We start from the raw sequence: 11,355 nt of genomic DNA, 5'->3' as shown, positions 1-11,355 counted from the left end.
GCGGATCAGTCCGTCGCGCACCCCGTGCAGCATGTTGACGATGTTGCGGAAGGCGGTGTTCATCTGGCCCATGGTGTCGTGAGACGTCATTTGGGCGGTGCCGCTCCAGCCGGCCCCGGCGATGTTGAGCGAGGATGCCCACATCTTGCGGGCCTCGTCTTCGACGGTTTGGGCGTGCACGTCGAACCGGCCCGCCATCGCCCGCATCTCGTGCGGGTCGGTCATAAAACGCGTAGGCACTTGACTGTCTCCTTCTCTAAGACGTATCCGTCACACTGGAACCGGCGCATGCCCGTTGGTGGGCAGATAAACAATGGCCGGCGTGTATCCGGGGGCTGGCGGCAGTCCGGCCGGTACCGGAATCGCTGCAGCCGCCGGGGATTCCGGAACCGGCGAGTAACCGGCCGCCGCCGGGCGTGACACCACGCTCAGCGGCGACCCATACTTGCCGGCAGCGGTACCACCCGCCGCGGCAGCATGTGGTAGCCCACCCATCATCATGGGTAGCCCAGCTGCCACTGGTAGGCCACCCGTCGCGCCCAGATTGACGCCCGACAACGGCGACGCCAACGGCAAACCACCCAGCATCGCGCCCGGCCCTGCCGCGGCCCAGCCCCAACTCGACGGCACCGACAACCCGCCGACTGAGGCCGCTTGGCCCAGGCCCGCCAAACCACCCATACCGCCGGCCAACCCTGACCCCAGCGCACCTGAACCGGCCGCCGCCGCGCCCGCCGCACCCTGAGCAAAAGGTGCGGCGGCGGCGGAGGTCATTGCCTGGGTTATCCCCGTACCCATAAGGGCCTGGAGCGGGGTGATTGCGGCAAACATGCCAAAGAACCCGGGGAGAAAAGCGTACTGCTCCAACAGACCTCCGAGGGAGAACCCGGACGTAAGCCCTCCGAAACCTGGGATCCCTCCCGTGGACGAGGTAGCAGAAGAGCCACCCAGGATCCCGGGAAGTCCCGACGTCGACGACGAACTGGGCGATGCGAGGCCCTGCAGCGCGGTGGGCATCGTGGAGACCAGCTGCGACAGCGTTGACTGCACGCCCGTGCCGGTCGACGCGCCGGCGACGTGGGCAACCTGGGCGCCCTGCGCGGCCAGGCCGGCCGAGTTGGTCGTCTGCGGCGGCGGCGTGGTCGGCGTCACCTTGGCGGTGATTGCCGCCGAATGCCCGGCGTATCCGTACATCGCCGCGGCGTCCTGAGCCCACATTTCCATGTACTGGGCCTGCAGGGCCGCGATCGCCGGTGTGTTCTGACCGAGAAAGTTCGTCGCGATCAGCGTCATCTGCTGCAGACGGTTGGCCGCGATCACAGGCGGTGGCACCGTCATCGCGAACGCCGTCTCATAGGCGCCCGCCGCCGCTAAAGCCTGGGTGGCCGTCAGCTCGGCCTGCTCGGCGGTCGCACTCATCCACACCATATAGGGCGTGGCCGCGGCCGCCATCGCCGTTGACGACGGCCCCAACCACGATGCGGTGGTGAGCCCCGAGACCACCGATCCGTAAGATGATGCGGCGGAACGTAATTCGGCGGCCAGCCCGTTCCAGGCTGCCGCAGCGGCCAGCATCGGACCCGCGCCCGGACCCGCATACATCCGAGCCGAGTTGATCTCCGGCATCAACGCCCCGTAATCCATGCTGAAACCTCTGCCGGATCAGAGGGCCGTTGCGGCGTTGGCAGCCTCGGTGGCCGCGTACGAACCGGCGCTGGTGCCCAGGGTGTTGACAAACAGTTCGTGAATCGTGCTGGCTTGGGCACTCAGCGTCTGGTACAGGACGGCATGTGCGGCGAACTGCGCCGCTGTCAGTCCCGATACCTCGTCGGCAGCCGCAGGAATCACTCCGGTCGTCGGGGCAGCGGCCGCGGTATTTCCGGCGGCCACTGCCGATCCGATGCTTTGCAGTTCTCCGGCCGCGGACGCCAGCATTTCTGGGTGCGTGGTAACGAACGACATGTGCTCCTCCTGGGAAGTCAGGCCGACCCAAAAGCCGGCCGCAGGTTACCGCGGCCCTGATACGACCCGGACATTGTGTACTCATAGTCCATGTATAAGGCAGATTACATACTATTTAGCATAATGCAAGGCTAATGCCAAACTGATAGTGATGTCGGCGAGCTCTTGCATGGCATGGATACGCCTGGGCTAAACAGGTGTAAAACAGTCCACTTGGCGTGCCGCCGGGCCGGCTGACAATTACGTCGACAATGCGTCGAGGCAGTCAAGCACCGGAGCGACGTTGGTGGCCCACCAGATGTGGTGGTTTGGATGGGTGGCGCGCTTGCGGCACAACTCGGCAGCATGGTGCAGCCAGGTAAGCAGAATGGCAACGCGCTCGTCGATGCGTGCATCGATGCGCTCACGGTCGCCAATGTCCGGGTCCGATCGGTCGCGCGCTGCACGTAGCGTATTACGCTCGCGGTCCGAGAGGCCGCCCGCGCGTAACCGCGCAGTGATGACTGCGCCCAGATCAGCTCGCTCCACCTGGCTGCTCGCCGTCAGGATCATCAGGTACTCATCGATCAGCGCCGGCTGGCCCGGCCGCGCCCCGGCCCAATCCAGGATGCCGGTGACCGGACCCTGCACGCCGCCCACCCGGACGTTGCCCGGGGTGTAGTCGCCGTGTGTCCAGCTCATCGACATACGCCGGCCGCGGAGGGCCCGCCGCAGTATCGCTTCAAGCCGGTCCAGTTCGGGAACCAGGCGGGGATCCAGCCGTCGGCAAGTGTGCGCCAGGGCCGCCAGTGGTTCAACGACCCATCGCCTGAATAAGCCGAGGTCGTCGACGACAATGAACGTGGCAGTCCACCGGTGCAGCGGTGCGATTGCGCTCAAGGCCGCGGCGGTCAACGCCTCGACACGGTCTGGGCGGCGCGCCAGTACCTCCGTCAGGTCTGTTCCGGGCCGGTAGGACTCCACGGCCACGGTCGCATCGGCGCGCTCGTCGAAAGCAAGGGTCCGCGGCAACAGTTCGCGCCATTCTTCATCGAGTCCCGGGTGGATGGCGAGTTCGGCAAGCACGCGCCGCTGCGTGCGCAGTTTCGCGGCTCCCGGCAGGCCGCGGGCCACCTTCAAAACCCCCAGGCCGGGCCCCTGCTCAGCACGCAGCGGGCTGAGCCGGATAACCAGGCTGACAGTCGCATCTGCGATGGTCGATGGTCTCGGGCGAGAGCGAGAGAGCAGAGCGAGCAGATGTTCGGTTGTGCCGGTGAGTTGGGTCGGCTGCGGCGCCGGCACGCCGTATCCGAGTTCGGTCGAGTTTGAGGATGAAACGCTAGTCATCTTTCGGCCGCCATCCTGTAGGTGAAGTGCTGCGCGACTCGCAGCTCGGATGAAAAGACGGTTGTTGCAAGATACGAACCCCGACCACACAGACGGCTCAGCGGGTAACCCGACGTCTGCCTAAGGTCCCATGTTGCTCCTCGCGGAGGCGGGCCGAACCTGGAGGCGGGCCGAACCCGGAGGCGGGCCGCCCCCGGTTTGGACGAGATGTAGACCGACAATACACCAACCCGATTGAATACATACCGAATGATTCGATTCAACACAACGAAGAGACTGCCATTCTTCCTGCACATTCGGTGCGGCCACCAGGGCCCCCCGCTCACCGCTACGGATTGGGCCGCCGCACCGCCGCGTCAAGCTCGCCGACCACTCAGACGGCAAAAGCCGCCCGACCGTGTGTCCGCCAAACAGGAGCAAATCCAAGGGCTGGCAGCTGGTGCCGGTTGAGCGGTCGGTAGTTGTCGGTGGTGTGCCGTAGGAACGGGTGTATGAATCTGGTGGCGTGGGCTGAGCGGGATGGTGTTGCGTGGGTGACTGCGTACCGCTCGTTGCGCGCCGGGTTGTTGCCGGTCCCGCCTCGGCGTGTGGGTCGACTGGTTCTCGTCGACGAGCCGACCCGGGAGGCTGTCCAATCACGGCGGACGCCGGTGTATGCGCGGGTGTCGTCGGCGGATCAAAAAACGGATCTCGATCGGCAGGTGGCGCGGGTAACCGGGTGGGCCACGGCCCAGCAGATCTCGGTGAATAAGGTCGTGACCGAGGTCGGGTCCGTGTTGAACGGGCACCGCCGCAAATTCCCTGCGGTGCTGCGCGACCCGACTGTGACGCGGATCGTGGTCGAGCATCGGGACCGCTTCTGGCGGTTCGGGTCGGACTACGTTCAGGCCGCGTTGGCCGCTCAGGGCCGCGAGCTGGTCGTGGTGGACTCGGCTGAGGTTGATGACGACCTGGTGCGGGACATGACCGAGATCCTGACCTCGATGTGCGCTCGCCTGTACGGCAAACGTGCGGTGCAGAACCGCGCCAAGCGTGCTCTGGGGGCTACGGCCGAGGATCGCGAGGTGGCGTAATGGCCCGGTTCGAGATTCCCGAAGGCTGGTCGCTTCAAGCGTTCCGGTTCACCCTCGACCCAACCGAGGAGCAGGCACGGGCGCTGGCCAGGCATTTCGGCGCCCGCCGCAAGGCCTATAACTGGACTGTCGGGACCCTCAAATCCGACATCAATGCATGGCACGCAACCGGGATCGCAACGGCTAAACCCTCTTTGCGGATGCTGCGGAAACGCTGGAACCAGGTCAAGAACGACGTGTGTGTGAACGCCGAGACCGGGCAGGCGTGGTGGCAGGAATGCTCAAAGGAGGCGTATGCCGACGGCATCGCCGGCGCCGTGGATGCCTACTGGAACTGGCAAGCCTCCCGATCGGGGCAGCGTGGCGGGAAACGGGTCGGGTTCCCGCGTTTCAAAAGGAAAGGCCGCGACGCTGATCGGGTGTGTTTCACCACCGGCGCGATGCGGGTCGAGCCTGATCGTAGGCATCTGACCTTGCCGGTGGTGGGCTGTGTCCGGACGCATGAGAGCACCCGGCGGATCGAACGCCTGATCCGGGCCGGGCGCGCGCGGGTATTGGCGATTTCGGTGCGGCGCAACGGCACTCGGTTGGACGCGAGTGTGCGGGTGGTTGTTCAACGCCCGCAACAACCCAACGTTTCGCACCCCAGTTCGCGGGTTGGTGTCGATGTCGGGGTCCGCCGCCTCGCGACGGTCGCCGCTAGCGATGGTGTCGTGATCGAACAAGTCGAGAACCCCCGACCTTTGGAAGCGGCGCTGCGGGAGCTGCGGCAGCTGTGTCGGGCACGGTCACGCTGCGCGAAAGGCTCACGCCGCTATCGTGAACGCACCACCGAGATTTCCCGGCTGCACCGCCGGGTCAACGATGTCCGCACCCATCACCTCCACATCCTCACCACGAGACTGGCCAAAACCCACGGCGAGATTGTGGTCGAAGGTTTGGATGCGGCCGGGATGCTCCGACAGAAAGGGCTGACGGGTGCCCGCGCTCGACGCCGTGGACTGTCGGACTCAGCCCTCGCCACACCCCGACGACACCTGTCCTATAAGACAGGCTGGTACGGGTCGCATCTGGTCGTTGCTGACCGCTGGTACCCCTCGTCGAAATCCTGCCACGCTTGCGGGCATGTGCAGGACATCGGCTGGGTCGAACACTGGCAATGCGATGCCTGTTCGGTGTCACATCAGCGTGACGACAACGCAGCTATCAACCTCGCACGCTACGAGGAACCCACTAGCGTCGTCGGCCCAGTTAGGGCCGCCGTCAAGCGTGGAGCCGACCGTAAGACCAGACCCCGTCCGGCTGGTGGCTGTGAAGCGCGGAAGGGAACCAGCCGACCGGCTGGGGACCAACCCCGAGACGGGGTGCAAGTCGCGTGATCACTAAAGACCACTCACTCGCAACGGTGCTATCGCTCGTCCATCCACAGTCGCTCGGTCAAATTCTCAAATGTCACCAACGCAACCGGGTCATCGCAACGCATCAGCGCCGACTTGCTCATCCTGGCCCGCACCGTCCACCCCTCACAATGCTGCAGCTCCACGACCACATTCGCCAGGGCATGGATGCCGGAGAGCGCACCTAACGCGTCCGGTGCGGTATGGGAGATCTCGGAAAAAGCCAATCCCGTCAAGCTCTCCTGCCGGTAACCCACCATCTGCGCAAGCGCCGTGTTCGCGAATAAGATGGTGCCGTCCCGCGCGACAGCGAGCGTAGGAACCGGGATCCGCTCCAACACCACCACCGCCGGCAACTGCGTCAGCATGTCCGTCGGTGCATGGCCCGACCTCCCATTACGCCGCCGTTCGATCCGCCGATCGTCGTCGATGCCGGTGACGTCACGGTAGGCGTGTGAGCCCGCAGCAACCAACCCAACGTTCGACATGGATGGCACAGACGTCGGCATCTCCGGTTCTGTGGTCACCAACGACATCTGTTCTCCTCACGGAAGCCGGCCGATCCGGATGCACACCGGGTTACAGCCGTGGATGGGCACAGTCGGGATGTTTATACTGACTATGCTCCTGAACGAGCAGGATACATACTACTTCGCATGCGGTAAAGGCCTTTTTTAAGCTGATAGTTTTCTAGTAGCGTCATATGGATGGCTAACCGCGGGATGCTGGGTGCAGAGCAGGCCGCGGACCGGCGGAAGACCCCGACAGACACAGTGCCGGCCCTCAGGCGGGTCAATACCGGGTGGTGGGTCTCTAGTCGATGCGCACCTGGCAGGTCACCGTCCCCTATCATCGAGAAAACCGACTCGCGGGGGAATTGCCCGGGCGTGAAACAATCCTGCCGCTACCCGGCGACCGCGATAAGACGGGCGGGGCGATGACCGAGACCACCGAACGACGCGCGGACACCACACGTCACCGACTCATCGCCGCCGCATCACGCCAGTTCGCCCGGCATGCATACAGCATGGTCAGCCTCGATGACATCCTCACAGAGGCTGAACTCACCAAAGGGGCGATGTATTTTCACTTCCCTTCCAAGCAAGCACTTGCCTTGGCCATCATCGACGATCTCACCGAGATGAGCCGTGCAGCAGTCACCGAGTTACTTGCCCGCAGGATGTCCGGACTGGAAACAGTGATCGATCTTTTCTATCTCCTTGCCGTTCAAGACACCCAACACGAGGTGGCCCAAGCCGGCGCCCGGTTACTCGAAACCTTGGATAACACAACCGCGCTGCCTACCACGCTGTGGCAATCATGGATCGAGTTCGTCACGACTCTCATCCAAAATGCAGTTGCCGACGGGGACGTCGTCGACCACGCCGATCCCGAGGACACCGCCAAAATGCTGGTGGCGCTGTGGGTAGGCATGCGCCGAATCAGCGATCTCGACCAACCCGAGGGCTACCTCGATAACCTCCAAAGAGCCTGGATACTGGTACTACCCAGCTTCGCTAATCGTGACCGAATCGACTACTTCGTCCAATTCATCAAACGACGCCAAGCGCTCGCTGTGAAAAAGGTTTCCGCTCAGGCACTCTCACTATGATCCCACACCAGCGCATCTCTACCCCACCCCGTAGGTCTAGTGACGATGGCGCCTCAAGCCCGGTCTGAAGCCACCCGCCAAAAGATCCTCGATGCCGCCATGGATCTGTTCAGCGAGGTCGGTTACGCGGCGGCAGCGCTAGGCGAGATCATCGACCGTACCGGGATGACCAAGGGCGCCCTCTACCACCACTTCGACTCCAAAGAAGCGCTGGCAACCGCCATCATCGAACAAGGCGCCACCCTAACCCGCGATGCGTTCAGCCACGTGTGCGAATCATCCTCGCCTGCACTCGAGAACATGATCCACGGCGTCTTCGTCGTCACAGACCTCCTTATTTCCGACAAGACCGCCCGCACAGCCGAACAACTCACGCGCGCACTGGCCGAATTCAACAGCGCAGCCTCCCAGGCCTGGAGCAGCTGGCTGGACGCGATGACAACCCAGGTCAAACTGGCGAGCGTAGAAGGCGACCTCCGCGAAGGCCTCGATCCCTACGCAGTCAGCGAATCAATCCTCAACGCAATGCTCGGCGCCCAACTGCTCGCCAAGACAGCGCACGGCAACGATCACATCGAGCGGCTGACCCGCTCCCTTGATCTTCTCCTCCCGGCAATCGTCGCCGAGACATCATTGCCCTACTTTCGCGAGTTTCTCGCCCGCGAGCCGCTACGCCAGCCCCCGGGCCACCGGCTCACCTGACCGATCGCTCCTTTGTCCCACAGTCGCTCGGTCAAATTCTCAAACGTCACCAAGACAATCGGATCAGCGCAACGTATCAACGCCGACTTGCTCATCTCGGTCCGCACCGTCCACCCCTCACGATGCTGCAACTCCACGACCACTTTCGCCGGTGCATCGATGCGGGAGAGCGCGTCTAACGCGCCCAGTGCGGTATAGAAGATCTCCGAAAAAGCCAATCCCGCCAAGCTGTCCTGCCGGTAACCCACCATCTCCGCAAACGCCGTATTCGCGAACAAAATGGTGCCCTCCCGCGCGACAGCGAGCGTGGGAACCGGGATCCGCTCCAACACCACCACAGCAGGCAACTGCGTCAGGATGTCCATCGGTGAACCGCCGGACCTCCCATTGAGCCGTCGATCAATCCGCTGATTGCCGTCGGTGCCGAGACTGTGGGGAACCGTTCTCGTCGAGCTTTTCATGTCGCACATGGCTGTATCTCGACGCAAGATGACACTCGCGCGGGCGACGTCGCCGGCCATGCCAGATCACGCCCCAGCGCCAACGCGTCGCTGTCGGCGAGGAATGGCATAGGCATCCGGCCCGTGGTCAGCAGTGATTCCGTGGCCTTGCTTCCGAGCGGGCGAGATAACAAGTAGCCCTGCGCCCGGTGACATCCATGCCGCATCAAAGTCAGTGCGGCAGCCGGGGTCTCGAGTCCCTCGGCAACCAATTCAAGACCGAACGCTTCGGCAAGCCCAATGATCGCGCGGATGATCTTCAGGTCGCTAGGACTGCTGCCTAAGTCGTGTACAAATGACTTGCCGATCTTGAGCACATCGATCGGGAGGGACTTCAGGTCTGACAGGACGGCGTAGCCCGTGCGGAAGTCGTCGATGGCGATCCGGACCCCCACCTCCTTCAATTCCGAGAGGGTTCTCCGAGTTGTTTCGATGTCGCGCCACATTGCCCGCTCGGTGATCTCGAGGCACACCGAGCCACTGTCGATGCCGAACTCCTCGATCACGTCTGCAACACTCCGTGCGAAACCACGAGCAAGCAGTTGAGCAGGCGAGACATTAATGCGCAATATCACATTGTGTCCCACACCATTTGACCGCCAGCGACTGAACTCAGTGCAGGCGCTTCGCATCACCCATTGACCCAGGTCCTTAGCGAGGTCCATCGATTCCACCGCTCCGATGAACGAATCAGGTAGCAACACCCCGTATTTGGGGTGGTGCCAACGGCCGAGCGCCTCGACGGCCACGATTGCACCGCTCCATAAGTCGACCTCGGGCAAGTAGTTGACGACAAGCTCGTCGCTGTCAATGTCGCCTTGCAGATAAAGTTCGATATCGTTGCGCAGCGCAGTCTCGAATGAGATGTGGCCACTGGCGACTGCCACCTGGTTGCCCCCGTCGCGCTTTGCCGTCAAGACCGCTTCGTCAGCACGTCCGAGTAGATCGGTCCAATCGTCGCTCCCGGCGACGCCCACCGCCACGCCAATGCTGACGGTGACGGTGACCATATCGCCGCCAATCGCCAGCCGGCCGCACAGCATCGGATGAAGCTGGCGGGCAAGCGCTTCCGCGTTGTCGCTTGTCATCGCACGGTCTGGAACGATGACGAACTCATCTCCGCCGATTCGGGCGACCAGGCTGTCGCTTCCCGTGTTTTGACGAAGCCGTTCGGCCAACACCCGGATGGACCAATCCCCGGCGGTGTGGCCAAAACAATCGTTGATTGCCTTCAGCCGGTCAAGGTCGAGGTACAGGACTGCGACAGGCCCGTTGCCTCTATTTGCAAGTCTGCGGGAGAGGTGCGCCACCAGCGCTCGGCGATTATGCAGACCGGTCAAATCGTCGTGGTCGGCCAGGTAGTGGAGCTTCTCTTCCGCGGCGATGCGGGCCTGAAGCTGCGCAAACAGGGAGGCGATCACCTCGAGGGCATTGATTTCTTCGGGCTTCCATTTCTTGCGACCGAATTTGATGAAGCCCAGCATGCCGGTGGTCATTTGCGCGGAAATCAGCGGCGCGCAGGCTATCGTCGACGACGCGACACCGCGGCTTCCCGCGACCTGGTGTTGGTAGGTAAGAGTTTCTTGGTCGAGCCGCATCACCGTCGGTTTCCTGCCGTCTTCGCAGAGCGCTAAGACAGGGTCGGCGGTGGTGAAAGGGACGGCGGCCAGGGGATCGACATCGGGGAGGGCGGGTCGCCGTGGCCACTCCGCGACCAATATCGACGCCCGGATGTCGTGGTCGTTGTGCCGCAAAAAGCTGGCGTCCACGTCGAGCCGCTTGACGAGGTGAGCCAGTACCTGTTCGCTCACTCGGCCAGCGGTGGATGCGCTCGCCTCCATCAGTCTGGTGGCAACAGTAGCGACGAGGCCGCGCGACACGGTGACCCTCTCATAAAGCGTCGTGCGTAGGCCGGGGCCGCGGCATCGTTTGTCATCCGATTAAGAAATTCGGCACCTGTTTAATAATATTCGACACTTGCTAAACAGCTTATTCGGCACTTGCTAAATAAGTTATTTGGCACCCGTTTAAGGGCATTAGTCAGCGTCCGTTAAATCACAGATGGATATCAGTCGAGAAACAGAAGTGTATATCTGCAAAACGCGGAGATTCAAGGGTGCTTCCGGCATTGCCCCTGATTCCACGGTTCTGATATCGCTACCGCGGCGCCGCCGATACCCCAGCCCGCCGCAGTGACGTGCGTCACGCGGTGTCACATCTGCCGCCTCTGCGGTGTCTCAAGGGCACAATCCCGCGAGAACAGGAGACCACAATGACCGAACTGCGCACGCACGTCGTCGTCCTCGGCGGCGGATACGCCGGGACGCTGGCCGCCAACCACCTGCGACAGCGCGCCGACGTCGACGTCACCCTGGTGAATCCGCGCCCGGTGTTCGTCGAGCGGATCCGCCTGCATCAGTTCGCCGCCGGCACCGGAACCGCCACCGTCGACTACGGCACGCTGTTGGGCGAAGGCATCCGCCTGATCACCGGCGCCGCCGAGCGGATCGACGGCGCCGAGGCCAAGGTGGTGCTGAACTCCGGTGCCACGCTGGACTTCGACTACCTGATCTACGCCGTGGGCAGCGGCACAGCCGCGCCCGAATTCGCATACCCCATCGCCGAATTCGAGCACACCGAGCGGCTGCGCGGTGCCCTCGATGAGCTGCACCCGGACGCCCCGGTCACCGTGGTCGGCGCCGGCTTGACCGGCATCGAAACGGCCACCGAGCTTGCCGAAAACGGCCGTCGGGTAACCCTGATCTGCGGCGGGGTCCTGGGCC

Annotated in this window: 11 protein-coding genes and 1 pseudogene; 5 read left to right on the top strand and 7 right to left on the bottom strand. The window is 63.4% G+C overall.

Annotated elements, in window-relative coordinates; genetic code table 11:
• From ACRDTL_RS12335 to ACRDTL_RS12320, 4 genes are all read right to left on the bottom strand, one after another.
• Positions 1–240, bottom strand: a 240-nt coding sequence (locus ACRDTL_RS12335) for a WXG100 family type VII secretion target (RefSeq protein WP_431506989.1), incomplete at its 3' end; no start/stop codon positions are given.
• A 30-nt stretch (positions 241–270) separates the two neighbouring features.
• Positions 271–1,644 carry a PPE family protein gene (locus tag ACRDTL_RS12330; RefSeq protein WP_431506988.1) on the bottom strand — a complete coding sequence of 458 codons (1,374 nt, stop codon included), beginning with the start codon at positions 1,642–1,644 and terminating at the stop codon, positions 271–273.
• Positions 1,645–1,662: 18 nt separating this feature from the next.
• Positions 1,663–1,962 (bottom strand): PE family protein, encoded by a 300-nt coding sequence (locus ACRDTL_RS12325; protein ID WP_431506987.1) that lies wholly within the window; start codon positions 1,960–1,962, stop codon positions 1,663–1,665.
• 240 nt (positions 1,963–2,202) lie between these two features.
• Complete coding sequence (locus ACRDTL_RS12320) at positions 2,203–3,288, bottom strand: phosphotransferase family protein (protein WP_431506986.1); 1,086 nt, start codon at positions 3,286–3,288, stop codon at positions 2,203–2,205.
• Between the two features lie 491 nt (positions 3,289–3,779).
• Between ACRDTL_RS12320 and ACRDTL_RS12315 the strand changes: the two genes are divergently transcribed.
• A complete protein-coding gene (locus tag ACRDTL_RS12315) occupies positions 3,780–4,361 on the top strand; it encodes an IS607 family transposase (RefSeq protein ID WP_431506985.1) in 582 nt (193 codons plus the stop codon).
• Complete coding sequence (gene tnpB / locus ACRDTL_RS12310; RefSeq protein WP_431506984.1) at positions 4,361–5,740, top strand: IS607 family element RNA-guided endonuclease TnpB; 1,380 nt, start codon at positions 4,361–4,363, stop codon at positions 5,738–5,740. Before ACRDTL_RS12315 ends, tnpB begins: the two co-directional genes overlap by 1 nt.
• Positions 5,741–5,769: 29 nt before the next feature.
• Here tnpB and ACRDTL_RS12305 read toward each other — a convergent pair whose 3' ends face one another.
• Complete coding sequence (locus ACRDTL_RS12305; RefSeq protein WP_431506991.1) at positions 5,770–6,126, bottom strand: PAS domain S-box protein; 357 nt, start codon at positions 6,124–6,126, stop codon at positions 5,770–5,772.
• A 452-nt stretch (positions 6,127–6,578) separates the two neighbouring features.
• Here ACRDTL_RS12305 and ACRDTL_RS12300 point away from each other — a divergent pair, with 452 nt between their 5' ends.
• The gene (locus ACRDTL_RS12300) at positions 6,579–7,370 is read left to right on the top strand and encodes a ScbR family autoregulator-binding transcription factor (protein ID WP_431506983.1); all 792 of its coding nucleotides are present in this window, start codon (positions 6,579–6,581) and stop codon (positions 7,368–7,370) included.
• A 45-nt stretch (positions 7,371–7,415) separates the two neighbouring features.
• Entirely contained in the window at positions 7,416–8,072 is a 657-nt protein-coding gene (locus ACRDTL_RS12295) for a TetR family transcriptional regulator (RefSeq protein WP_431506982.1), read from the top strand.
• 11 nt (positions 8,073–8,083) lie between these two features.
• Here ACRDTL_RS12295 and ACRDTL_RS12290 read toward each other — a convergent pair.
• Together ACRDTL_RS12290 and ACRDTL_RS12285 are read right to left on the bottom strand one after the other, a co-directional pair.
• Positions 8,084–8,437: pseudogene (locus tag ACRDTL_RS12290) on the bottom strand (PAS domain S-box protein); the annotation flags it as partial.
• Between the two features lie 92 nt (positions 8,438–8,529).
• Positions 8,530–10,413, bottom strand: coding sequence for a putative bifunctional diguanylate cyclase/phosphodiesterase (locus tag ACRDTL_RS12285; RefSeq protein ID WP_431506990.1), 1,884 nt, complete (start codon positions 10,411–10,413; stop codon positions 8,530–8,532).
• Between the two features lie 431 nt (positions 10,414–10,844).
• On the opposite strand from ACRDTL_RS12285, the gene ACRDTL_RS12280 reads away from it, so the two are divergent.
• A partial coding sequence (locus tag ACRDTL_RS12280; RefSeq protein WP_431506981.1) for an FAD-dependent oxidoreductase occupies positions 10,845–11,355 on the top strand: 511 nt, incomplete at its 3' end.

Origin of the sequence: Mycobacterium sp., assembly GCF_050700595.1 — a bacterium.
Classification (GTDB): Bacteria; Actinomycetota; Actinomycetes; order Mycobacteriales; family Mycobacteriaceae; genus Mycobacterium.
This window is presented reverse-complemented; position numbering and strand designations above follow the sequence as displayed.

What these genes read in the sequence shown, in the direction of transcription:
- ACRDTL_RS12330 (WP_431506988.1), bottom strand. Translation starts at nt 1,644, where the DNA reads ATGGATTACGGGGCGTTGATGCCGGAGATCAACTCGGCTCGGATGTAT.
- ACRDTL_RS12325 (WP_431506987.1), bottom strand. Translation starts at nt 1,962, where the DNA reads ATGTCGTTCGTTACCACGCACCCAGAAATGCTGGCGTCCGCGGCCGGA.
- ACRDTL_RS12320 (WP_431506986.1), bottom strand. Translation starts at nt 3,288, where the DNA reads ATGACTAGCGTTTCATCCTCAAACTCGACCGAACTCGGATACGGCGTG.
- ACRDTL_RS12315 (WP_431506985.1), top strand. Translation starts at nt 3,780, where the DNA reads ATGAATCTGGTGGCGTGGGCTGAGCGGGATGGTGTTGCGTGGGTGACT.
- tnpB (WP_431506984.1), top strand. Translation starts at nt 4,361, where the DNA reads ATGGCCCGGTTCGAGATTCCCGAAGGCTGGTCGCTTCAAGCGTTCCGG.
- ACRDTL_RS12305 (WP_431506991.1), bottom strand. Translation starts at nt 6,126, where the DNA reads ATGCTGACGCAGTTGCCGGCGGTGGTGGTGTTGGAGCGGATCCCGGTT.
- ACRDTL_RS12300 (WP_431506983.1), top strand. Translation starts at nt 6,579, where the DNA reads ATGCGCACCTGGCAGGTCACCGTCCCCTATCATCGAGAAAACCGACTC.
- ACRDTL_RS12295 (WP_431506982.1), top strand. Translation starts at nt 7,416, where the DNA reads ATGGCGCCTCAAGCCCGGTCTGAAGCCACCCGCCAAAAGATCCTCGAT.
- ACRDTL_RS12285 (WP_431506990.1), bottom strand. Translation starts at nt 10,413, where the DNA reads ATGGAGGCGAGCGCATCCACCGCTGGCCGAGTGAGCGAACAGGTACTG.